The organism is Streptomyces narbonensis (assembly GCF_014649015.1).
Lineage (GTDB): Bacteria > Actinomycetota > Actinomycetes > Streptomycetales > Streptomycetaceae > Streptomyces > Streptomyces narbonensis.
In genome coordinates, this window is sequence record NZ_BMSF01000006.1 from 78,507 (window position 1) to 100,401 (window position 21,895).

21 protein-coding genes are annotated in these 21,895 nt (G+C 71.9%); 14 read left to right on the plus strand and 7 right to left on the minus strand.

Features of this window, described 5'->3' with window-relative positions:
- Window positions 1-13 precede the first annotated feature (13 nt).
- Window positions 14-406 carry a type II toxin-antitoxin system VapC family toxin gene (locus IE124_RS13055; RefSeq protein ID WP_189507893.1) on the minus strand — a complete coding sequence of 131 codons (393 nt, stop codon included), beginning with the start codon at window positions 404-406 and terminating at the stop codon, window positions 14-16.
- Window positions 403-681 carry a hypothetical protein gene (locus IE124_RS13060; RefSeq protein WP_189507894.1) on the minus strand — a complete coding sequence of 93 codons (279 nt, stop codon included), beginning with the start codon at window positions 679-681 and terminating at the stop codon, window positions 403-405. The genes IE124_RS13055 and IE124_RS13060 overlap by 4 nt, the downstream gene beginning before the upstream one ends.
- 163 nt (window positions 682-844) lie before the next feature.
- Between IE124_RS13060 and IE124_RS13065 the strand changes: the two genes are divergently transcribed.
- The 6 genes from IE124_RS13065 to IE124_RS13090 all read left to right on the plus strand — a co-directional run bounded on the left by IE124_RS13065 (window position 845) and on the right by IE124_RS13090 (window position 9,091).
- Window positions 845-1,765, plus strand: coding sequence for an LLM class F420-dependent oxidoreductase (locus IE124_RS13065; protein ID WP_189507895.1), 921 nt, complete (start codon window positions 845-847; stop codon window positions 1,763-1,765).
- Window positions 1,766-1,779: 14 nt separating this feature from the next.
- Window positions 1,780-2,553 (plus strand): SDR family NAD(P)-dependent oxidoreductase, encoded by a 774-nt coding sequence (locus IE124_RS13070; RefSeq protein ID WP_189507896.1) that lies wholly within the window; start codon window positions 1,780-1,782, stop codon window positions 2,551-2,553.
- Between the two features lie 99 nt (window positions 2,554-2,652).
- Window positions 2,653-3,777 (plus strand): LLM class flavin-dependent oxidoreductase, encoded by a 1,125-nt coding sequence (locus tag IE124_RS13075; RefSeq protein ID WP_189507897.1) that lies wholly within the window; start codon window positions 2,653-2,655, stop codon window positions 3,775-3,777.
- Between the two features lie 256 nt (window positions 3,778-4,033).
- Complete coding sequence (locus IE124_RS13080; protein WP_189508131.1) at window positions 4,034-5,773, plus strand: N-acyl-D-amino-acid deacylase family protein; 1,740 nt, start codon at window positions 4,034-4,036, stop codon at window positions 5,771-5,773.
- A gap of 11 nt (window positions 5,774-5,784) precedes the next feature.
- A complete protein-coding gene (locus IE124_RS13085; RefSeq protein WP_189508132.1) occupies window positions 5,785-7,239 on the plus strand; it encodes an aldehyde dehydrogenase family protein in 1,455 nt (484 codons plus the stop codon).
- 286 nt (window positions 7,240-7,525) lie between these two features.
- The gene (locus IE124_RS13090) at window positions 7,526-9,091 is read left to right on the plus strand and encodes an APC family permease (RefSeq protein ID WP_189507898.1); all 1,566 of its coding nucleotides are present in this window, start codon (window positions 7,526-7,528) and stop codon (window positions 9,089-9,091) included.
- An 89-nt stretch (window positions 9,092-9,180) separates the two neighbouring features.
- Here the strand turns inward: IE124_RS13090 and IE124_RS13095 are convergent, their stop codons facing one another.
- Window positions 9,181-9,396 (minus strand): hypothetical protein, encoded by a 216-nt coding sequence (locus IE124_RS13095; RefSeq protein WP_189507899.1) that lies wholly within the window; start codon window positions 9,394-9,396, stop codon window positions 9,181-9,183.
- Between the two features lie 119 nt (window positions 9,397-9,515).
- Here IE124_RS13095 and IE124_RS13100 point away from each other — a divergent pair, with 119 nt between their 5' ends.
- Window positions 9,516-10,019 carry a GNAT family N-acetyltransferase gene (locus IE124_RS13100; protein WP_189507900.1) on the plus strand — a complete coding sequence of 168 codons (504 nt, stop codon included), beginning with the start codon at window positions 9,516-9,518 and terminating at the stop codon, window positions 10,017-10,019.
- Here IE124_RS13100 and IE124_RS13105 read toward each other — a convergent pair.
- Window positions 9,985-10,455: a carboxymuconolactone decarboxylase family protein gene (locus IE124_RS13105; RefSeq protein WP_189507901.1), complete on the minus strand. Its 471-nt coding sequence runs from the start codon at window positions 10,453-10,455 to the stop codon at window positions 9,985-9,987. The genes IE124_RS13100 and IE124_RS13105 overlap by 35 nt on opposite strands.
- Window positions 10,456-10,616: 161 nt before the next feature.
- Window positions 10,617-11,357 carry a GNAT family N-acetyltransferase gene (locus IE124_RS13110; protein WP_306432398.1) on the minus strand — a complete coding sequence of 247 codons (741 nt, stop codon included), beginning with the start codon at window positions 11,355-11,357 and terminating at the stop codon, window positions 10,617-10,619.
- Window positions 11,358-11,482: 125 nt separating this feature from the next.
- Between IE124_RS13110 and IE124_RS13115 the strand changes: the two genes are divergently transcribed.
- The 7 genes from IE124_RS13115 to IE124_RS13145 all read left to right on the plus strand — a co-directional run bounded on the left by IE124_RS13115 (window position 11,483) and on the right by IE124_RS13145 (window position 19,326).
- Window positions 11,483-12,127 carry a hypothetical protein gene (locus IE124_RS13115; protein ID WP_189507902.1) on the plus strand — a complete coding sequence of 215 codons (645 nt, stop codon included), beginning with the start codon at window positions 11,483-11,485 and terminating at the stop codon, window positions 12,125-12,127.
- A gap of 57 nt (window positions 12,128-12,184) precedes the next feature.
- On the plus strand, window positions 12,185-13,018 hold the full coding sequence (locus tag IE124_RS13120; RefSeq protein WP_189507903.1) for an LLM class F420-dependent oxidoreductase: 834 nt from the start codon (window positions 12,185-12,187) through the stop codon (window positions 13,016-13,018).
- Between the two features lie 40 nt (window positions 13,019-13,058).
- A complete protein-coding gene (locus tag IE124_RS13125) occupies window positions 13,059-13,520 on the plus strand; it encodes a prevent-host-death family protein (protein ID WP_189507904.1) in 462 nt (153 codons plus the stop codon).
- The gene (locus IE124_RS13130; protein WP_189507905.1) at window positions 13,517-13,870 is read left to right on the plus strand and encodes a hypothetical protein; all 354 of its coding nucleotides are present in this window, start codon (window positions 13,517-13,519) and stop codon (window positions 13,868-13,870) included. Before IE124_RS13125 ends, IE124_RS13130 begins: the two co-directional genes overlap by 4 nt.
- Window positions 13,871-13,928: 58 nt before the next feature.
- On the plus strand, window positions 13,929-16,511 hold the full coding sequence (locus tag IE124_RS13135; protein WP_189507906.1) for a bifunctional FO biosynthesis protein CofGH: 2,583 nt from the start codon (window positions 13,929-13,931) through the stop codon (window positions 16,509-16,511).
- Window positions 16,512-16,527: 16 nt separating this feature from the next.
- Window positions 16,528-17,952: a TerD family protein gene (locus IE124_RS13140; RefSeq protein WP_189507907.1), complete on the plus strand. Its 1,425-nt coding sequence runs from the start codon at window positions 16,528-16,530 to the stop codon at window positions 17,950-17,952.
- Between the two features lie 255 nt (window positions 17,953-18,207).
- The gene (locus tag IE124_RS13145; protein WP_189507908.1) at window positions 18,208-19,326 is read left to right on the plus strand and encodes an ADP-ribosylglycohydrolase family protein; all 1,119 of its coding nucleotides are present in this window, start codon (window positions 18,208-18,210) and stop codon (window positions 19,324-19,326) included.
- Here the strand turns inward: IE124_RS13145 and IE124_RS13150 are convergent.
- Together IE124_RS13150 and IE124_RS13155 are read right to left on the minus strand one after the other, a co-directional pair.
- Entirely contained in the window at window positions 19,311-20,870 is a 1,560-nt protein-coding gene (locus tag IE124_RS13150) for a sodium:solute symporter family protein (protein ID WP_189507909.1), read from the minus strand. The two genes, IE124_RS13145 and IE124_RS13150, sit on opposite strands and share 16 nt — an antisense overlap.
- 163 nt (window positions 20,871-21,033) lie before the next feature.
- On the minus strand, window positions 21,034-21,816 hold the full coding sequence (locus tag IE124_RS13155; protein ID WP_189507910.1) for an SDR family oxidoreductase: 783 nt from the start codon (window positions 21,814-21,816) through the stop codon (window positions 21,034-21,036).
- Window positions 21,817-21,895: the final 79 nt, after the last annotated feature.

Sequence of the window (21,895 nt, forward strand, 5' to 3'; positions counted from 1 at the left end):
AGTGCCGGTCCGCTCAGACCTTGACCACGCGGACACCCGGACCGCACAGCGCGGCCAGGTCCTCCGGGTCCGAGGTCAGGACCGTCACCGGTGCCGGAGCGGACAGTGCGGTCGCGGCCACGAGTGCGTCGAGGGCGTACTTGTGGCCGTGCAGCCCGGCGCCCGCCAAGAGCTTGCAGGCCTTGCGGGCGATGGTCTCGCTCGGTGGGATCACGTTCACGCGGGATACGGCGTAGTCGAAGCGCGCCTGCGGGACTCGGGCGTCGCGGGCCTCGACAAGGGTGACGGAGCTGGTCACGACCCGGATGTCCTCGGCCTCGGCCGCGACGAGCCATTCGAGGAGGTCCGCGGAACGTCGTACGAGCAGTGACAGGCCTTCGCAGTCCAGGACGAGCGTCCCGCTCACGCGGCATCCGCCCGGGGTGCGGCCTCGCCACGGAGCAGCGCGCGCTTCGCCTCGACGGCGGCGGCATCGGCCGGGCCGAACTCCGCCTCGGCGTCCTCGATCAGCTCGCGCAGCCGCTCCCGCTCCAGTTGGCGCTGGATGAGCGCCTCGATGTACGCGGACATGCCACGCTTGCCGGTGCGCTCCTTGAGCGCGGCGATCGTCCCCGCGTGCAGGGAGACGGACACGGGGCGGGTCGGGCCCTCGCCGGGCCCCGGCTGCGTGGTCTCACTCATGCGACGACTTTAACAGTCGGATTGTTATGACGCCTCGGGTTCCTTCGAAGCGCACGCCCGTCGGCATCGCCCACGCGCTCCGCCCGACCCCTTGCCCCTCGGCCCTCCGCCCGCGACGATGAGTCTCTTCGGAATCTGACTGAGCGTCAGTTAAGGGGTTCTCATGGTCGTCTACGGCATGCAGCTGCCCGTCCAGTCGCAGTCCACCCTCTACGCCGAGGCCTGGGAGGCGGCCGCCGGCCCGGCCGATCTCCTCGCCGTCGCCCGGGCCGCCGAGGAGCACGGCTTCGACTACCTCGCGAGCTGCGATCACGTCGCCATCCCGCGCCGCCTCGCCGGTCCGATGAGCACCGTCTGGTACGACCCGGTCGCCACGCTCTCCTTCCTCGCCGCCGCCACCGAGCGCGTCCGGCTCCTCTCGCACGTCGCCGTCGTCGGCCTGCGGCATCCGCTCGTCACCGCCAAGGCGTACGCGACCCTCGACCACCTCTCCGGCGGCCGGCTGGTCCTCGGGGTCGGCGCCGGGCACGTGCAGGAGGAGTTCGAGGTGCTGGGGGTCGACTTCGAGCGGCGCGGCGCCGTCCTCGACGAGACCGTCGACGCGCTGCGGGCGGCCCTCGGCCCCGAGGAGTACCCCGAGCACCTGGGCGAGCGCTTCGCCTTCAAGGACCTCGGACAGCTGCCCCGGCCCGCCCAGGAGCGGGTCCCCCTCTGGGTGGGCGGTTCCTCGCCGGCCGCCCTGCGCCGGGCCGCGCTCAAGGGGGACGGCTGGCTGCCGCAGGGCGACCCGCGCGAGAAGCTCGCCGACCGGATCCAGCGGCTCCTGCGCCTGCGCGCCGAGGCCGGGATCGCCGCGCCGATCACCGTCGGCGCCATCACCGAGGCGCTGTACGTCGGAGCCCCGGGCTGGGACGTCGGCCGCCGCACCCTGAGCGGCTCCCCCGAGGCACTCGCCGCCTCCCTGCGCGCGTACGGGGACATGGGCGTGCACCAGATCCAGGTCCGGTTCCGCTCCCGGAGCCGTACCGAACTCACCGACCAGATCGCGGCCTTCGGCACGGAGGTCGCCCCCCACCTGAACTGAGGAGCGTGGCAGGCATGGGCAAGCTCGACGGACGGGTCGTCCTCGTCACCGGCGCGGCGCGCGGGCAGGGCGAGCAGGAGGCGCGGCTCTTCGCCGCCGAGGGGGCGCGGGTCGTCCTCGCGGACGTCCTCGACGACGCCGGCGAGGCGCTGGCCAAGGAGCTGACGGAGGGCCTGGGGGAGGGGCGGGCGGTCTACGTCCACCTGGACGTGACGCGGGAGGAGGACTGGACCGCCGCCGTCGCCCTCGCCAAGGAGCGGTTCGGGAAGATCGACGGGCTCGTCAACAACGCCGGGATCCTCCGCTTCAACGAGCTGCTCTCCACTCCCCTGGAGGAGTTCCAGGCGATCGTCTCGGTCAACCAGACCGGCTGCTTCCTGGGCATCCGGACGGTCGCGCCCGAGATCGCGGCGGCCGGCGGTGGGACGATCGTCAACACCGCCTCGTACACGGGGCTCACCGGCATGGCCGGCGTCGGTGCCTACGCGGCGAGCAAGCACGCCGTCCTCGGACTCACCAGGGTCGCGGCGCTCGAACTGGCCGCGCGGAACATCCGGGTGAACGCGGTCTGCCCCGGGGCGATCGACACCCCGATGAGCAACCCGGAGGGCGTCGACCCGGCCTCCACGGCCGGGCTGTACCGGAAGCTCGTGCCGCTCGGGCGGATCGGTCGGCCGGACGAGGTCGCCGCCCTCGCGCTCTTCCTGACGGGGGAGGACTCGGCGTACATCACGGGCCAGCCGTTCGTCATCGACGGCGGCTGGCTGGCGGGCGTCAGCATTCTCTGACGTCTCGTCAGGTATTGACGCACCTGCCGCTCGGTGCGACAGTCGGGCACATCACGAATCTGACGGCTCGTCAGAAACTCACGAGGACGGTGAACCCCCTTGGAATTCGGGATCTTCGTACAGGGATACGTCGGCAAGCGCGCCGAGACCGATCCCGAAGCCGAGCACAAGGCCCTCATGGAGGAGACCGAGTACGTCATCCAGGCGGACAAGTCCGGTTTCAAGTACGCCTGGGCCTCCGAGCACCACTTCCTGGACGAGTACTCGCACATCTCCGCCAACGACGTCTACCTGGGCTACCTCGCCCACGCCACCGAGCGCATCCACCTCGGCTCCGGCATCTTCAACCCCCTCGCCCCCGTCAACCACCCGGTGAAGGTGGCCGAGAAGGTCGCCATGCTCGACCACCTCTCCGGCGGACGCTTCGAGTTCGGCTCCGGGCGCGGAGCGGGCTCCCACGAGATCCTCGGGTTCATGCCGGGCATCACCGACATGAACCACACGAAGGAGATCTGGGAGGAGACGATCGCCGAGTTCCCCAAGATGTGGCTCCAGGAGGAGTACGTCGGCTTCCAGGGCAAGCACTGGTCGCTGCCGCCCCGCAAGATCCTGCCCAAGCCGTACGGGGCCTCCCACCCCGCCATGTGGTACGCGGCCGGGTCCCCCTCCTCGTACGCCATGGCCGCCAAGAAGGGCCTCGGCGTCCTCGGCTTCAGCGTGCAGAAGGTCTCCGACATGGAGTGGGTCGTCGAGTCCTACAAGACCGCGATCAAGGAGGCCAAGGCGGTCGGCGACTTCGTCAACGACAACGTCATGGTGACCTCGACGGCGATCTGCGCGGAGACCCACGACAAGGCCGTCGAGATCGCCGTCTCCGGCGGCCTCAACTACCTCCAGTCGCTGCTCTTCCGCTACCACGACACCTTCCCCCGGCCCGAGGGCATCCCCGAGTGGCCCGAGCTGCTCCCCGAGTACTCGGCCGAGATCATCGAACTCCTCATCCAGGAGGAGCTGATGATCTGCGGAGACCCCTCGGAGGTCCTCGCCCAGTGCAAGCGCTGGGAGCAGTCGGGGGCGGACCAGCTCTCCTTCGGCATCCCGATCGGGATCTCGTACGAGGACACGATGAACTCGATCAAGCTGATCGGGGAGCACGTGATCCCGAAGATCGACACGGACCCGGTCCACCGCACCACCCGCTTCCGCCAGGCAGCGGGCCAGTAGGCGGCAGGCGGGTCAGCCCACGCGTGGGCGGCGTCTTCCCGGACCGCCGCCCGCACGCCCCGACCGCGGCGGCCCGCGGCCGGGGCAAGCCGCGTCCGGGGGCAAGCCGCAATCCGGAGGCAGCCGCGTCCGGAGGCAAGCCGTGTCCGGAGGCAGCCGCGATCGGGGTACGCCCGCGTCGACGCGCCGGTACGAGACCCGCGTCCACGCGCAGCAGCCGCCCCGCGTCCACGCGCAGAACAGGAAGGTTCCGTCCATGCTCGACCACCTGATCACCGGTGCCACCGTCGTGGACGGCACCGGCGCCCCCGCCATCACCGCCGACGTCGGGATACGCGACGGCCGCATCGCCGTCGTCGCCGAACCCGGGACCGTCCGCGAGGAGGCCCGGACCACCGAGGACGCCACCGGCCTCGTCCTCACCCCCGGCTTCGTCGACCCCCACACCCACTACGACGCCCAGCTCTTCTGGGACCCGTACGCCACCCCCTCCATGAATCACGGCGTCACCACCGTCGCCGGCGGCAACTGCGGCTTCACCCTCGCCCCGCTCCACCCGGACCGGCCCGAGGACGCCGACTACACGCGCCGCATGATGTCCAAGGTCGAAGGCATGGCCCTCGCCGCACTCGAGGAGGGCGTCGACTGGACCTGGTCCTCCTTCGCCGAATACCTCGACGCCCTCGAAGGACGCATCGCCGTCAACGCCGGCTTCATGGTCGGCCACTGCGCCCTGCGCCGGTACGTGATGGGCCCCGACGCGGTCGGCGGACAGCCCACGGACGAGCAGCTCGCGCGGATGGTCGGCCTCCTCAAGGAGGCCATGGAGGCCGGGGCCTGGGGGCTCTCCACCACCCAGTCCGCAACCCACTCCGACGGCGACGGCGCCCCCGTCGCCTCCCGGCACGCCGGCCCCGCCGAGCTGATCGCCCTGTCGAAGGCGGTCGGGGAGCACGAGGGCACGCAGATCGAGGCGATCCTCGCGGGCTGCCTCGACCAGTTCTCCGACGCGGAGATCGACCTCTTCGTCGAGATGACGGCCGCTGCCGGCCGTCCGCTCAACTGGAACGTCCTCACCATCGACGCCGCCGTCCCCGAACGCGTCCCGCGCCAGCTCACCGCCTCCGAGCGGGCCCGCAAGTCCGGCGGCCGGATCGTCGCCCTCACGATGCCGATCCTCACCCCGATGAACATGTCGCTCGGCACGTTCTGCGCGCTCAACCTCATCCCCGGCTGGGGCGAGATCCTCGCCCTCCCCCTACCCGAGCGGATCGCGAAGCTCCGCGACCCCGACGTGCGGGCGGAGATGCTGCGGCGTGCCGACTCCAAGGAGGCCGGGGTCTTCCGGCGGCTCGCGCACTTCGGCCGGTACGTCATAGGGGACACGTACAGCGCCGAGAACGAGGGCCTGACCGGCCGGGTCGTGAAGGACATCGCCGCCGAGCGCGGCCAGGACCCCTTCCAGTGCCTCGTCGAGATCTGCGCCAACGACGACCTGCGGACCGTGCTGTGGCCGATGCCCACCGACAACGACCCGGCCTCCTGGGCGCTGCGCCGCGAGACCTGGGACCACGAGGACGTGATGCTCGGCGGCTCGGACGCCGGAGCACACCTGGACCGGATGTGCGGGGCGCCGTACACGACCCGCTTCCTCGGCGACTGCCTGCGGGGCCGGAAGCTGGTGCCGCTGGAGCGCGCGGTGAAGATGCTGACCGACGACCCGGCCCGGCTCTTCGGGCTGCGTGAGCGCGGCCGGATCGAGGAGGGCTTCCACGCCGACCTGGTCCTCTTCGACCCGGAGCGGATCGAGGCGGGCCCTGCGACCCTCGTGCACGACTTGCCGGGGGACAGCCCGCGGCTCGACTCACGGGCGATCGGGATCGTCTCGGTCCGGGTCAACGGCGTGGAGACCGTACGGGACGACGAGGTGACCGGCGCGATCCCCGGCAGGGTCCTGCGCTCCGGCCGTGACACGAGGACGGTGAGCACCAGGTGAGCAGCGAGAGCGTGAGGACCGAGAAGCTCTTCATCGGCGGCGAGTGGGTCGAGCCCGACGGCGGTCACTACCCCGTCGTCGACCCCGCCACGGAGGAGGTCGTCGGCTACGCGCCGGAGGCCTCCCGCGCCCAGGTGTACGAGGCGGCCGCCGCGGCCCGCGAGGCCTTCGACTCCTGGTCGCGGACGAAGCCGGAGGAGCGGGCGGCGATCCTGGACCGGGCGGCGGACCTGATGGCCCGGGACGCCGAGGAGAACGTCCTGCTCGCGCGGGCCGAGACGGGCGCCACCACCGGCACCGCGCGCGGCATGCAGGTCGCGGTCGGCTCCTCCCGCTTCCGGCGGTACGCCCGGGGCGCGATGGAACCGGTCGAACAGGCGCTGCCACCACAGATCAACGAGGCCGGGCCGATGGGGAAGGCCGGGGTGTTCGGGGCGGTCGCGGTGCGCCGCCCGGTCGGTGTGGTCACCTGCATCACCTCCTACAACAACCCCTGGGCCAACCCGGCGGGGAAGATCGCGCCGGCCCTCGCGATGGGCAACACGGTCCTCGTGAAGCCCGCCCCGCAGGACCCGCTCTCGGTGTACGCGATGACCCGGGCCCTGGCGGAGGCGGGGGTCCCGGCGGGGGTCGTGAACGTCGTCACCGGCTCCGCGCAGGCGGTCGGCGAGGCGGCCGTGGACTCCCCGGAGGTCGACATGGTCTCCTTCACCGGTTCCACGGCAGTCGGCCAGGCGATCGGCGAGGTCTGCGGGCGTGCGCTCAAGCGGCAGCTGATGGAGCTGGGCGGGAAGGGGGCCGCGCTCGTCTTCGACGACGCGGACCTGGATTCCGCGGTCATGGGCATCGGGACGACCTTCGCCTTCTACAGCGGGCAGATCTGCACGGCGCCGACCCGGGTGCTCGCGCAGCGCGGGATATACGAGCAGCTGATCGAGAAGCTGACCGGCTTCCTGGCCTTCATGAAGGTGGGGGACCCGGCCGCGCCGGGCACGGTGGTCGGCCCGGTGATCTCGGCGGCCCACCGCGACCGGGTGGAGTCGTACGTCGAGCTGGGGCGGAAGGAAGGGGCGCGGGTCGTCGCGGGCGGCGAGCGCCCGGACCTCGCGAAGGGCTTCTACGTGGCCCCGACCCTGCTCGCCGACTGCACCAACGAGATGCGGGTGGTCCGGGAGGAGATCTTCGGTCCGGTCGTCGTGGTCGTCCCCTTCGACGACGAGGAGCAGGGGATCGCGCTCGCCAACGACAGCGACTACGGGCTGATCGACTACGTGTGGTCGGGCGACGTGGCCCGCGCCTTCCGGGTCGCGGCCCGGCTGCGGGCCGGCGGGGTGGGCGTGAACACGATCGGACGGAACATGGAGGCGCCGTTCGGCGGATTCAAGCGGAGCGGGGTCGGACGGGACGTCGGCTCGTATGCGCTGCACGCCTACAGCGAGCTGCAGGCGGTGGTCTGGCCGGGCTGAGACAGCGGCCGGGACAGGGCGGGCGGCGCCCCCGGGCAGGCCGCCGCCCAGGCCGCCGAAATTTCCTCGGGAAATTTTAGAAACGGACATTTGGGGTACCGCTGCGGTTCCCGCATATCGGACACGGATCGACCGACCTACCAGTTGGTCGGTCCGTGTCGGTGGTCGATCTTTCAATCATTGGCGTGGGTCCGCTTCGACCCGCCCAATGCAAGGCGGGTGATCGATCAGGTGAGCGGACTCAGATCTTCCGGATATGGAAACCGCAGCATTTAACGTCCTGTTCATGACTCAGGTGGATGCACGGCCCCAGGCCGGAGACACGGTAAGGGGCGTCGACGCCCCGGGCGGCACTCAGGCCGTACGAACCAAGGGCCTCGGAGGCAACTCCGTCGGCCTGCTCGGCAGTGCCGTCATCGGCATCTCGACCGTCGCCCCCGTCTACTGCCTGACCTCGACACTCGGCTCCACGGCCGGCGAGGTCGGCCTGCAGATGCCCGCGATCTTCCTCGCCGGCTTCCTCCCGATGCTCCTCGTCGCCTTCGCGTACCGGGAGCTCAACAAGGTCATGCCCGACTGCGGCACCTCCTTCACGTGGACCGTGAAGGCCTTCGGCCCCAAGATCGGCTGGATGTGCGGCTGGGGCCTCGTCATCGCGACGATCATCGTGCTCTCCAACCTCGCCGGCGTCGCGACCTCCTACTTCTGGCTCCTCGCGGGTGAGATCACCGGCAGCGAGTCGATCGCCGCCCTGGACGACAACAAGGCCGTCCACATCATCACCTGCCTCACGCTCATCGCCGTCGCCACCGCGATCAGCTACCGCGGCATGACCGCCACCAAGGGCATCCAGTACGCCCTCGTCGGCCTCCAGCTCGTCGTCCTCGTCGTCTTCGTGGCGATGGCGCTGTCGAAGGCCGGCGAGTTCGAGACCTCGGTCGACTTCTCCTGGTCCTGGATGAACCCCTTCGCGGTCCAGTCCTTCGCGGCCTTCACCGCCGGCCTCTCGCTCTCGATCTTCATGTACTGGGGCTGGGACGCCTGCATGGCGACCAACGAGGAGACCACCGGCAGCGCCAAGACCCCCGGCCGCGCCGCGCTCATCGCGATGGTCGTGCTCGTCGGCTCGTACCTCGCCACCGGCATCGCCGCGCAGATGGCCGTCGGCTCCGGCGAGGAGGGCCTCGGCCTGTCGAACCCGGAGACCTCGGACAACGTCTTCGCCGCACTCGCCGGCCCCGTCATGGGCCCGACCCTCGGCATCCTGCTCTTCGTCGCGGTCCTCGCCTCGGCCGCCGCGAGCCTCCAGACGACCTTCATCCCGGTCGCCCGCACGGTGCTCGCCATGTCCACGTACGAGGCGCTGCCGAAGTCCTTCACCAAGGTCCACCCGGTGTTCAAGACCCCCGGCAAGGCCACGATCGTGGCCGGCGTCGCCACCGGCGTCTTCTACACCGTGATGACCCTCGTCAGCGAGAACGTCCTGGTCGACACGATCTACGCGCTCGGCCTGATGATCTGCTTCTACTACGCCCTGACGGCCTTCGCCTGCGTCTGGTACTTCCGCGGCGAGCTCTTCCGCTCGGGTCGCGACTTCGCCTACAAGGGCCTGATGCCGCTGCTCGGCGGACTGATGCTGACGGCGGTCTTCGGCAAGACCCTGTACGACATGTGGGACCCGGCCTACGGCTCCGGCTCCGCGGTCTTCGGCGTCGGCTCGGTCTTCGTGATCGGCGTGGGGCTGCTGCTCCTCGGCGTGGTGATCATGCTGGTCATGCAGCGCAGGAGCCCGGCGTTCTTCCGCGGCGAGATCCTGACGAAGGAGACCCCGTCGCTGGTGGTCGCCGACTGACGGCGCCCGTACGTTCCTGAGTCATCCGAAACGCGAAGGTGGCGGGCCCGTGGGGGGTCCCGCCACCTTCGTCATTCCGTCGTACGGGGTCAGCGCCCGGGGAGCAGGCGCTCCACGGCCGCGTTGGCCGGCGGCAGGTCGGGGGTGCCGGCCGGCTTCGCCTTGGGGGCCAGGACGCCGCTGAGCGGGACGACCGAGGGCAGGTTCATGCCGCCGGTGTCGGCGGCGGCGGTCCCGGCGGTGGCGCCCGCGAGACCCGCGGCGGCGAAGGCGGACAGGGCGGCTGCGGTGAGGATCCTCTTCATGCCCGCTCCAACGCGGACGGGTCGGATCCGGTTACGACCGGCCCCCGCAGGCCAGGTCGGCCCCGTAGGCCCCGCCGGCCCGCCCCGGCCGGCCGCGGCGGGCTCCCTAGGATGCGTGCATGGATTTCGCGTACGGGGAAACCGACTGGTCGCTGCGCCCGGGCAGGGCGGAGGACGTCGAGGTGATAGCCGACCTGCGGGCCGAGGTCATGCGCGAGGACCTGGTGCGGCTCGGCCGCTACGACGAGCACCGGGTGCGGCAGCGGCTGCGGGACGGCTTCTCGCCCGCGCACACCTCGGTCATCGAGCTGGACGGCGCCCTCGCGGGCTGCGTCACGATGCGCCCCGCCGGGGACGGCGAAGGGCTCTACCTGGAGCACTTCTACCTGGACCCCGCGGTGCAGGGGCGGGGCCTCGGGACCACGGTGCTGCGCGAGCTGCTCGACCGGGCGGACGAGGCGGGGACACCCGTACGCCTCCAGGTCCTCCAGGGGAGCGCGGCCCGCGGTCTCTACGAGAGGGCGGGATTCGCGGTCGAGGCCGAGGACCCGGTGGACGTATGGATGGTGCGAGAGGCCGCCCGTACCGTCAGAAGCCCACGCCGGCCGGCTGCCGGACGGTGACGTTGAGCCGGTTGAAGAGGTTCGTTATCCCGACCATCAGGACGATCGACGCGAGCTGCTTCTCGTCGAAGTGATCGGCGGCGGCGTCCCAGATCGCGTCCGGCACCGCGTCCGAGACGTCGGCCAGCCGGGTCGCGGCCTCGGCGAGCGCGAGGGCCGCGCGCTCCTCGTCGGTGAAGTACGGGGCCTCGCGCCAGGCGGCGACGGCGAACAGCTTCTCGTCGCTCACCCCGGCCTTCCTGGCGTTCTTCGCGCCGATGTCGACGCAGAAGCCGCAGCTGTTGATCTGGCTGGCCCGCAGGTGCACGAGCTCCAGGGTCGACTCCGGAACCCCGCCCTGCTTGGCGGCCTTCACCAGGTTCATGATCGCCGGACCGGCGTCGGGCAGGACGTAGGCGGGGTTGGTCATGCGGGCCTTGGGCTGGTGCGTCGCCATGGTGATCGCTCCTCGGCGTCTCTCGTCGGTCGTTCGTTCGGGCGTTCGTTCGTCGCTTTCAGTGCATTGACGGAACGCGCGCTGAGGATGTGACACGACGGGAGAGCTTTTCCCGAGAAACTTTTCGGGCCTCGCTCCAGGCCTCGCTCCAGCCCTCCGCTCTACGCCTCCGCGATGAGGGCGGTGGCGACCGTGCGGAAGCCGAGCCGGCCGTAGAGCCGGGCCACGTCCTCGTCCGACGCCGACAGGAAGACCAACTCCGCGCCCCGGGCGCGGGCGTCCGCGACGAGCGCCGCCGTCACCGCGAGCCCGAGGCCGCGGCGGCGGGCCGCCGGGACGGTGCCGACGCCGACGACCTCGGTGACGGGCCCGACGGGCTGGTGCTGCCCGGCTGCGAGGGCCTCGCCGGAGCTGTCGAGGGCCGCCGCGAGCCGGGTCCGCCCGGCGGTGATCCGCTCGCCGACGCGCTCGGCGGTGCCGGGCTCCGGCGCCATGCCGAAGGCCGCGTACGGGGCGGCGACGGCGGCCTCCAGGGCACTGTCGCCGGCGTCGACCATCCGTACGGTGATTCCCTCGGGGGCCGGTACGGCGATCCCCTCGCCCTCCAGGACCATCAGCGGGTGCTCGTGGACCGTGAGTCCGCTCGCCTCCACGGCCGCGCGCAGGCCCGGCGTCGTCTCCGCGACCCACTCGAACGCCTCGGGGACCCCCAGCTCCCGCTGCCGGGCCCGTACGGCCTCGACGGCGTCGACCGGCACGTCGCCGGTGTGGCCGAGTGTGGGGCGGGCGTAGTAGGGCCAGCCCTTCCCCTCCTGCACGAAGAGGGTCAGGGGCCCGTGCGCCTCGGCGCGGGCGGAGGAACGGGGGACGGCGTCGTAGAACGTCTCGATTCGCTGCAGCACCGGGCCACGGTAGGCGTCGGTGCGGGGGCCGCGCAGGTGAGTTTTCCCGGCGGAGCGGAACCGGGACTGGCATGAGCCCGTCACCCAGTGCGGGAAGTGTCGGGGGGACAGGCCTAGGGGGAGCGATGAGTCGTACGGGGAACACCTGCCCGGGCTGTGCCCGCGACGACCGGGTGCAGGCGGTGCCCGCCGTGTACCTCGCGGGCCGGGACGCGGTGACGAGCCGCGAGCGGGACCGCGACGGCGACATGCGGACGGTGACGCGCAGGGTGACCACGGGGCTCTCGGACGCGCTCGCGCCGGTGCCGACGGCGCCCGCCCACGCGATCGGCCTTCTCGGCTTCCTCTCCGGGTTCGTGTGCGTCGCCTCGTTCATGGCCTGGGTCTTCGTCGGCGGCGCTCTGGAGGACGACGAGGCCCCCGAGGCGGACTTCGGGGCGTTCGGACCGCCGCCGGCCGACCTCGGGCCGGATCTGGGGTTCACGGGCTGGCTGTCGGCCGCCGCCCTGGGCGTCACCCTCCTGGTCGTCCTCGAGGTCCGGCGGCGCAAGACCGCCTTCGCCCACCGGACGCGCGGCCGCCACCGCGCCGAGGAACTCTGGTCGCACGGCTGGTACTGCCACCGCTGCGGCACGGTCCACCTGGAGGGCGTACCCGGCGAGGACCGCACCCCGCTCACGCTCCAGCGCTTCCGCGAGAAGGTCTGGGAGCACGGCGGGTACGGCGACCTGGCGGCGGAGCAGCGGGCGGTGGACGCGGTCCGCTCCTGAGGGCCGGCTCGTGTCGTACCTCTCGGAAATCCGCGCCGCACCCCCTACCGTGCGGCTATGCGGATCTCGACCACGATCTTCCTGACCGACGAGACCATCACCCCCGTGCGGCTCGCGCGCGAGCTGGAGGAGCGGGGCTTCGGCGGGCTCTACCTCCCCGAGCACACCCACATCCCCGTCGACCGGACCACGCCCTACCCGGCGGGCGGCGAACTGCCCCGCGAGTACAGCCGCATACTGGATCCCTTCGTGGCGCTCGGGCAGGCCGCCGCCGTCACCGAGCGGCTCGGGCTCGGCACCGGGGTCACGCTGATCGCCGAGCACGACGCGATCGCCCTCGCCAAGCAGATCGCGACCCTCGACCACCTCTCCGGAGGCCGCTTCACCCTCGGTGTCGGCTACGGCTGGAACCGTGAGGAGGCCGCCGACCACGGTGTCGACTGGTCCACCCGCCGGGCGCTCACCCACGACCGGCTGGCCCTGATGCGGGCCCTGTGGGCGCCGGAACCCACGGCGTACGAGGGCGAGTTCGGCCGCTCCGTCAGTGCCTCGGAGGTCTGGCCCAAGCCGGCCCGGGGCGCCGCGCCGCGCATCCTGCTGGGCGGCGCGGCGGGCCCGAAGCTCTTCGCGCGGATCGCCGCGGAGACGGACGGCTGGATGCCGATCGGCGGCCGGGGCCTGACGGAGTCGCTCCCGGTCCTGCGCGAGGCCTGGGAGTCCGCGGGCCGCGACCCGAAGACCCTCCAGCTCGTCCCGTACGCGGTCCTCCCGAGCCCCGGCAAGCTCGCCCACTACGCGGAACTGGGCTGCGAGGAGGTCGTGCTCCAGCTGCCTCCGGGCGACGAGCGGGAGGTCTTGGGGGTCCTGGACGCGTATGCCGCGTATCTCTGAGCGATTGACTTCGGAATACGTTCCGAAGTACTGTCGGTCCATGCTGACCCCGACCGTCTCCTTCTCCGAGCTCTCCAAGAATTCGAAGCGGGTCGCCGAGAGGCTCGACAGTGAGTACCGCCTGCTCGTCACGCGCCGCGACGGGCAGGACCTCTACCTCACCACCGCCGGCTACGACCATGACCGGGAGGAGACGGCCGACGTCACGGCGCGTCTCCTCGCCGCTCTCCTCGCCGCCGACGACGGCGCCCGCGTCATAGGGCGTGCCCTCCCCTCGGTCTTCCCCTGGGTGCGGCACCTGTCCGCGGAGGAGCTGCGGGAATTCGTCCAGGACCTGCTGGACGCGACGCACGACGCCGCACAGCTGGATGTCCACGCGACCCTCCACCGCACGATCGTCGAGTGGCGGGCCACGGCGCGCGTCCTCGCCGACCCGGACCTCACGGCTCAGCTCACGCGGGCCCTCCCCGACGAGGACCACGGCGAGGTGTCGGCGCCGTGACGCCGAAGCGCGGCGACGACGTCGCACCGCCGCCGGTCGGCCAGGAGTGGCGTCTTCGCTTCGCGACGAACGAGGCCGCCAAAGGCTGGGGCGAACTCGCCGCGGAAGCCCCGGGCAACACCCGGCGGTGCTTCGAGGCCCTGCGCGTGAATCCGCTTCGGCAGGACGATCCGGACCGGCAGCACAGGCTGCGAGGGCGCCTTGCCACCGCGACCCTCGGCGGGCGGGCCTACCCGCAGTGGGAGTTCGAGGTGACGGCCGGAGGCCGGGTCAGGTACCTCGTCGATGAGCCGCGCAGGACGGTGCACCTGGTGTATGCGGCGCCCCGGCACCCCAAGGACACCGACTGACGCACCTTCCTACGGGGACCCGAACCCGCCCCGGCCCGCCCGCTCGTATGCTCGGTTCATGACGGATCACCAGGCAGCACGTCCCACCGGGAACGCCATGCGGCGCGCGCTCAAGCGGGCCAGGGACGGGGTCGCGCTCGATGTCACCGAGGCCGCCGTGCTGTTGCGGGCGCGCGGGGAGGACCTGGAAGACCTCGTCACGTCCGCCGGGCGGGTGCGGGACGCGGGTCTTGAGGCCGCGGGGCGGCCCGGGGTCATCACGTACTCGAAGAGCGTCTTCATACCCCTCACCCGTCTCTGCCGGGACAAGTGCCACTACTGCACCTTCGTCACCGTGCCCGGCAAGCTCCGCCGCGACGGGCACGGGATGTTCATGTCGCCGGACGAGGTCCTCGACATCGCCCGCCGCGGGGCCGAGATGGGCTGCAAGGAAGCCCTGATCACCCTCGGCGACAAGCCCGAGGACCGGTGGCCCGAGGCGCGCGAGTGGCTCGACGCGCACGGCTACGACGACACCCTCGCGTACGTACGGGCTATGGCGATCCGCGTCCTGGAGGAGACGGGACTCCTCCCGCACCTCAACCCCGGTGTCATGTCCTGGACCGACTTCCAGCGCCTCAAGCCCGTCGCGCCGTCCATGGGCATGATGCTGGAGACCACCGCGACCCGGCTGTGGAGCGAGCCCGGCGGCCCGCACCACGGCTCTCCCGACAAGGAGCCGGCCGTCCGGCTCCGGGTCCTTGAGGACGCGGGACGGTCCTCCGTGCCCTTCACGTCCGGCCTGCTGCTCGGCATCGGCGAGACCGTCGAGGAGCGCGCCGAGTCGCTCTTCGCGCTGCGGCGCGTGGCGCGCGCGTACCACTCGATCCAGGAACTGATCATCCAGAACTTCCGCGCCAAGCCGGACACGGCCATGCGCGGCATGCCCGACGCCGAGCTGGACGACCTGGTCGCCACCGTCGCCGTCGCGCGGCTCATCATGGGCCCCTCCGCCTGCCTCCAGGCCCCGCCCAACCTGGTCGACTCCGAGTACGAGCGGCTCATCGCCGCCGGCATCGACGACTGGGGCGGCGTCTCCCCGATCACCATCGACCACGTCAACCCCGAGCGCCCCTGGCCGAGGATCGAGGAGCTGGCCGAGCGGTCCGCCGCCGCCGGCTTCGAGCTGCGCGAACGGCTCTGCGTCTACCCCGAGTTCGTCCAGCGCGGCGAGCCCTGGCTCGACCCCCGGCTCCTCCCGCACGTCCGCGCCCTCGCCGACGCCGAGACCGGTCTCGCGAACCCCGACGCGCCCGTGCGCGGCCTGCCCTGGCAGGAGCCCGACGAGGCCTTCACCGCCGCCGGCCGCACCGACCTCCACCGCACCATCGACACCACGGGCCGCACCCACGACCGCCGCGACGACTTCGACGAGGTGTACGGGGACTGGGAGGCGCTCCGCGAGGCCGCCGCCCCCGGGATGGTCCCCGAGCGCATCGACACCGACGTCCGCGAGGCCCTCGCCGTCGCCGCCGACGACCCGACGAAGCTCAGCGACGCCCAGGCGCTCGCCCTGCTCCACGCCGACGGCCCGGCGCTCGACGCGCTGACCCGGATCGCGGACGACGTCCGCAGGGCGGCGGTCGGCGACGACGTCACGTACATCGTCACGCGCAACATCAACTTCACCAACGTCTGCTACACCGGCTGCCGCTTCTGCGCCTTCGCCCAGCGCCGCACCGACGCCGACGCGTACACCCTCTCCCTCGACCAGGTCGCGGACCGCGCCGAGCAGGCCTGGGACGTCGGCGCCGTCGAGGTCTGCATGCAGGGCGGCATCCACCCGGACCTGCCCGGCACCGCCTACTTCGACATCGCGCGGGCGGTGAAGGAACGCGTCCCCGGCATGCACGTCCACGCCTTCTCACCGATGGAGGTCGTCAACGGCGCCACCCGCACCGGGCTCTCGATCCGGGAGTGGCTCACCGCCGCCAAGGAGGCCGGGCTCGACTCCATGCCCGGCACCGCCGCCGAGATCCTCGACGACGAGGTCCGCTGGGTCCTCACCAAGGGCAAGCTGCCCACCGCCACCTGGATCGAGGTGATCACCACCGCCCACGAGCTGGGCATCCGGTCCTCCTCCACGATGATGTACGGGCACGTCGACCAGCCCCGGCACTGGCTCGGCCACTTCCGGACCCTGGCCCGCATCCAGCAGGAGACCGGAGGGTTCACCGAGTTCGTCACCCTCCCCTTCATCCACACCAACGCGCCCGTCTACCTCGCCGGCATCGCCCGCCCCGGCCCGACCGCCCGCGACAACCGCGCGGTCATCGCCATGGCCCGGCTCCTCCTCCACCCGCACATCCCCAACATCCAGACCAGCTGGGTGAAGCTGGGCACCGAAGGCGCCGCCGAGATGCTCCGCTCGGGCGCCAACGACCTGGGCGGCACCCTGATGGAGGAGACCATCTCCCGGATGGCCGGGTCGAGTTACGGCTCGTACCGCTCCATCCGCGACCTCGTCGCCATCGCGGACGCGGCCGGCCGCCCCGCGAAGCCCCGCACGACCCTCTACGGGGAGGTCCCCGAGGAGCGCCGGCGCACCGCGACCGCCTCCGACGGTCATCTTCCGGAACTCCTGCCGCTCGTCCAGGAGTGAGAGGGATGATGCGTCCATGACGCAGATCATCAAGGGGGGAAACCTTCAGCTCAGCGGCGAGCCGATGCGGGTCGCCGTCGTGCGCCGGTCCGACGGGCCGGGAGCACCGGAGGTGGACGCGGCGGCGCTGCTCGTCGGCGCGGACGGCAAGGTCAGGGACAGGGAGGACCTGGTCTTCTACAACCAGTCCGCGCACGCCGGCAGCGGCGTGCGGCTGACGGGGAACGTCCGGGGCGAGGGCGAGGTGGTCGCGGACTGGCTGGAGATCGACCCCGGACGCGTGGAGCCGGCCGTGGAGCGGATCGTGGTCGCGGCGTCCTGCGACGACGCGACGTTCGGTGAGGTCGAGGACCTGTACCTGCGGGCGGTGAGCGCGACCACCGGGGAGCAGCTGGCGCTGTACGCGGTCGAGGACGCGACGACGGAGACGGCGATCCTGCTGGGCGAGTTCTACCGCAGGGCCGGCGGGTGGAAGTTCCGCGCGGTGGGGCAGGGGTACGACTCCGGACTGCCGGGCCTTGCGGAGGACTTCGGGTTCGCGGTGCCGGAGGAGACGGTGCCGGAGGGGACGGTCGAGGCTCCGATGGAGACGGTGCCGGAGGGGACAGCGGGGCCGCCGGAGGAAACGGCGGTTGTGCCGCCGGAGGGAGTGGCGGTGGTGCCGGTGCAGGCGCCCGCCCCCGTCCAGGCGCCCGCCCCCGTCCAGGCCCCCGCCCCCGTCCAGGCGCCCGTCCCCGCCCCCGTGCCCCTCGCCGGCGGGGTTGTCGGCAAGGTGCGCGGTGCCGCGCCGCTCTCCGCACCGGCCCTCGGCGTGCCGCCGGCGCGGTGCAACGATCTTCCCGGCGAGATGGGTCCCGAGTTCGAGCCCGTCGAGTTCTCGGGCCGTGGGAAGGAGGACGTCGATCCCGGTCTCACCCTCCCCAAGGGCTTCGTGGTCGTCGACGTGCTGAGGAAGGGCGACGGGTACATCGAGGTCGTCACGCTGACCGTGCGCGGGCGCCGATGGCGGGAGGTCCTGGGCAGCGGCCTCCCGGACCTGCACGGTGTGGGCGTCTTCCACCACGACGGCCGGTCGCCGCTGCGGCTGAGGGTCGACGCGCCGGGTATGGCCGCGTGGACGATCAGGCTTCGGCCGGTATCGACCCTGCGTGTCTTCGACGGTCCCGTGGAGGGGTGCGGGCCGGACGTCCTGGCCCACACCGGCGACGAGACCGACGTCAGGTTCCGGTTCAAGGGTGACGAGGACAAGGAGGGGTACTTCGGTGTCAACGTCCACCGGCGCGGCGGACACGCGCAGCACACGTACAGCAGGCGGGACCGGGGACGCGGCAGCGGTTCGATCCCTCGGGGCCCTCGCCTGCTGGTGATCGAGGCCGACGGCGCCTGGTCCGCGGAGCCCGGCGGGTCGAGGATCACGAGCTTCTGGACCCGCCGCCGCTAGGCCCTGTCGTCAAACTCCCGCCCGCCCTTCGGGCGGACGACGGGAGTTTGACGACAGGACCCAGGGGGTGTCTGACGGGATACGCGTACCTCCGGCGCGCTCCAGGCCCGCGGTCGAACCTCGGGTGAACTGCGGTCAAAAGCGGCCGGAAGGGCGTCGGATCACATAACGTTCCGGTCCCCGATCGGGCGTACCCGGTCGATTACAGTGCGGCGAGGAACCGTCAGCGAACCGCCGACCGGGGGAGGGCACGTCGTGGCCACGACAGCCGCAGCCGTGTGGGGCCGCGCCGAGCAGCAGGACTTCCGGGCCCGCGTACGGGGCTGTCTCCTCGGCGGAGCCGTCGGTGACGCGCTCGGGGCGGGGGCCGACGGCCTCACCCTCGCGCAGACGCGGGAGGCCCACGGACCTGACGGACTGACCGAGCCCGTGCCCGCCTTCGGCCGGCGCGGCGCCGTCACCGCCGCCACCCAGATGAGCCTCTTCACCGTCGACGGCCTCATCCGCTCGCACGTCCGCCGCGACACCGGCGCCTGGCATCCGCCGACCGACGTCCACCGGGCGCACCTCCGCTGGGCAGCCACCCAGCGCGACTGGGGCCCCGACGAGCGCCGCAAGGACAACGGCTGGCTCGCCCGCGAGGAGTGGCTCTACGCCCGCCGCAACCCGTCCCGCGCCTGCCTCACCGGCCTCGGCGACGAGCTCCTCGGCACCCTCGACAAGCCCAAGAACCCCGGCTCCGCCGACTCCGGCGCGCTCGTCCGCTCGGCGCCCTTCGGGCTCCTCGTCGGCTGGGAGCCGCAGCTCGTCTGCCAGCTCGCGGTGGAGTGCGCGGCGCAGACGCACGGAGCCCCGGCGGCCACCCTCGCGGCGGGCGCCCTGGCCGTCACGGTGCACGGACTCGCCCGCGGCGGCTCCGTCGAGGCGGCGGTGGCCCGGGCCGGGGAGCTGCTCGCGGAGCGCCCCGGCCACGAGCCGGTCACCGAGGCCCTCACCGCGGCCCTCGGAGCCGTACGGGACGGGGCACCGGACGCGGAGCGGGTGGCGGGACTCGGCGCGGACGAGGACCGGGCCGAGGGACAGTTGGCGGCGGCCGTCTACTGCGCCCTGGTCGGCGAGGACGTCCGGCACGGGCTGCGGCTGGCCGTGAACCACGACGGGCCGTCGTCGGTCACGGGCGCGCTCACCGGCGCACTGCTCGGTGCCCTGCACGGCGAGACGGCCCTCCCGCCGGCCTGGCTGGCCGAACTGGAGGGCCGTGCGACGGTCCTTGAGCTGGCGGACGACTTCTCGATGGAGATGACCCAGGGCGCCGCCCTGCACTCCGCCACCGAGGCCTCGCCGGGCTGGCTGGCGCGTTACCCGAGGGGCTGATCGGTCCGGGCGCCGCCCTGGGCGGGTACGGACGCGACGGCGCCGGAGCCGTCCTCGTCGCCGTCCGGGTCCGTGCCGATCCGGTCCAGGAGCGCGTCCCGCTCCGGGGTGTCCTCCGGCCGGACGAAGCCGATGAGGACGTACAGGACGAGGGAGGTGGCGAGCGGCGAGACGATCTGGATCTGGAGCTCGACGCCGTCGAGGCCGTAGTTGGTCAGCCAGAAGACGAAGAGCCCGGCGGCCCAGGAGACGAGCGCGGCCGTCGGTCCCGACTTCCGGAAGGTCTTCAGCAGGCCCAGCATGAACGGGATCGCGATCGGGCCCATCAGGCCGGCCACCCACTTGATGACGACGGTGATGATGTCCTTGAAGGTGGGGGAGTTGACCTGGGTGGCGACCGCCATCGACAGGGCGAGGAAGGCGATCGTCGACCAGCGCGCGGCGATCAGCCCGGCCCGCTGCGTCCAGCTCCGCGCCGCCTTGCTGAGGACGGGGGCGATGTCCCGGGTGAAGACGGCCGCGATGGCGTTGGCGTCGGAGGAGCACATGGCCATCGTGTGGGAGAAGAAGCCGACGATGACCAGGCCGAGCAGTCCGTGCGGGAGCAGCTGCTCGGTCATCAGGGCGTAGCTGTCGGAGGCGTCGGGCTTCTTGGGGTCGACGAGCAGCGGCGCGACCCACATGGGGAAGAAGAGGACGAGCGGCCAGACGAACCACAGGACGGCGGAGAGCCGGCCGGAGCGGGTGGCCTCGCGGGCGCTGGGGGTGGCCATGTAGCGCTGGGCCTGGTTCCACATGCCGCCGCTGTACTCGAAGGTCTTGATGAAGAGGTAGGCGAGCAGGAAGGTCAGCGTGTACGGGCCGGCCGTGGGCGCCGTGTGCCCCTGGAGCTCGGGCCGGTCCCAGACGTCCCAGAGCGCGCTGATCCCGCCGAGCTTGGCGAGGACGGCGACGAGCATGGCGATGCCGGCGAAGAACTGGATGATGAACTGGCCGAGTTCGGTGAGGGCGTCGGCCCAGAGGCCGCCGACCGTGCAGTAGATGCCGGTGATGACGCCGGTGATGAGGATGCCCTCGTTGAGGGAGATCCCGGTGAAGACGGAGAGCAGGGTGGCGATGGCGGCCCACTTGGCGCCGACGTCGACGATCTTCAGCAGGACGCCGGACCAGGCGAGCGCCTGCTGGGTGGGCAGGTTGTACCGGTTCTTGAGGTACTCCAGCGGGGAGGCCACGTGGAGCCGGGAGCGCAGCCGGTTGAGGCGGGGGGCGAAGAGGTGGGCGCCTATCGCGATGCCGATGGCGATGGGGAAGGACCAGGTGACGTACGAGGTGACGCCGTAGGTGTACGCGATGCCCGCGTACCCGGTGAACATCACGGCGCTGTAGCCGGACATGTGGTGCGAGATGCCGGAGAGCCACCAGGGCATCTTGCCGCCGGCGGTGAAGAAGTCGGAGACGTTGTCCACGCGCTTGTGGGACCAGACGCCGATCGCGACCATCACGCCGAAGTAGCCGATGAGCACGGCCCAGTCGAGACTGTTCATTGAGCCCCCTCCAAGGGGTCCGGTCCGCCTTGTGAACGCCGTTCATCGTGTGGCGCGCGACAAGGCGGGGACAATGCAATGGAGGGTCAAGGGACAGTAAAATCGTTCTGTTTACTGACCCTTGTTCATGTCTATGAACTTGTGGAGGGGGCTCGGGGCGGCGTCAGCGCATCAGCTCCCCGGCGTTGACCAGCAGGGACTGGCCCGTGATGGCCCGCGCGCGGTCCGAGGCGAGGAAGGCCGCGGCCTCCGCCACGTCCCCGTCGGTCGCCAGCTCCGGCAGCGCCATCCGCTCGGTCAGCCGGGCCAGGACCTCCGCCTCCGGCACCCCCTCGGAGTCCGCGGCGAACCGCACGTACGCCTGCACCGGCGGCCCCCACATCCAGCCCGGGAGCACGGTGTTGACCCGGATCCGGTGCGGTCCGAGCTCGTGCGCGAGCGAGTACATCGCCGAGGTCAGCGCCCCCTTCGAGGCCGCGTACGCCGCCTGCCGCACCTGCGTGGGCGCGGCGACCGCCGACTGCGTACCGATCAGGACCACCGAGCCGCCGCGCTCCTTGAGCGCCGGCAGGCAGGCGCGGGTCATCCGCAGCGTCCCGAGGAGATTGACGTCGAGCACGGCCTGCCACGTCGCGAAGTCGGCGTCCTCCAGGCCCCCGAAGTAGGAGTCCCAGGCGGCGACATGGACGACGGCGTCGACCCCGCCGAAGCGCTCGACGGCGAGCCCGGCGAGGGTCGTGCACTGCTCCTCGTCGGTGATGTCCGTGGCCCGGTAGGCGGTACGACGCCCCTCCGGGTCGATCTCGGCGGCGGACTTGGCGAGGTTCGTCTCGGTGCGGGCTCCGAGGACGGCGTTCCCCCCGTCCCGCACCACGGTCTCGGCGATCCGATGCCCGAGCCCGGCACCGACACCCGACACGATGACCGTCTTCCCCTGGAGCAGCATCCGGACCCTCCTCGACCCTGGCGAAGCATCTGACGGTCCGTCAGAGTAGGCCTGGGTCACCGACTTGGGAAGGGATGCG

Coding starts and splice junctions, on each gene's coding strand:
- IE124_RS13060 (WP_189507894.1), bottom strand. CDS start 681: ATGAGTGAGACCACGCAGCCGGGGCCCGGCGAGGGCCCGACCCGCCCC.
- IE124_RS13065 (WP_189507895.1), top strand. CDS start 845: ATGGTCGTCTACGGCATGCAGCTGCCCGTCCAGTCGCAGTCCACCCTC.
- IE124_RS13070 (WP_189507896.1), top strand. CDS start 1,780: ATGGGCAAGCTCGACGGACGGGTCGTCCTCGTCACCGGCGCGGCGCGC.
- IE124_RS13080 (WP_189508131.1), top strand. CDS start 4,034: ATGCTCGACCACCTGATCACCGGTGCCACCGTCGTGGACGGCACCGGC.
- IE124_RS13090 (WP_189507898.1), top strand. CDS start 7,526: ATGACTCAGGTGGATGCACGGCCCCAGGCCGGAGACACGGTAAGGGGC.
- IE124_RS13095 (WP_189507899.1), bottom strand. CDS start 9,396: ATGAAGAGGATCCTCACCGCAGCCGCCCTGTCCGCCTTCGCCGCCGCG.
- IE124_RS13100 (WP_189507900.1), top strand. CDS start 9,516: ATGGATTTCGCGTACGGGGAAACCGACTGGTCGCTGCGCCCGGGCAGG.
- IE124_RS13105 (WP_189507901.1), bottom strand. CDS start 10,455: ATGGCGACGCACCAGCCCAAGGCCCGCATGACCAACCCCGCCTACGTC.
- IE124_RS13115 (WP_189507902.1), top strand. CDS start 11,483: ATGAGTCGTACGGGGAACACCTGCCCGGGCTGTGCCCGCGACGACCGG.
- IE124_RS13120 (WP_189507903.1), top strand. CDS start 12,185: ATGCGGATCTCGACCACGATCTTCCTGACCGACGAGACCATCACCCCC.
- IE124_RS13125 (WP_189507904.1), top strand. CDS start 13,059: ATGCTGACCCCGACCGTCTCCTTCTCCGAGCTCTCCAAGAATTCGAAG.
- IE124_RS13135 (WP_189507906.1), top strand. CDS start 13,929: ATGACGGATCACCAGGCAGCACGTCCCACCGGGAACGCCATGCGGCGC.
- IE124_RS13140 (WP_189507907.1), top strand. CDS start 16,528: ATGACGCAGATCATCAAGGGGGGAAACCTTCAGCTCAGCGGCGAGCCG.
- IE124_RS13150 (WP_189507909.1), bottom strand. CDS start 20,870: ATGAACAGTCTCGACTGGGCCGTGCTCATCGGCTACTTCGGCGTGATG.
- IE124_RS13155 (WP_189507910.1), bottom strand. CDS start 21,816: ATGCTGCTCCAGGGGAAGACGGTCATCGTGTCGGGTGTCGGTGCCGGG.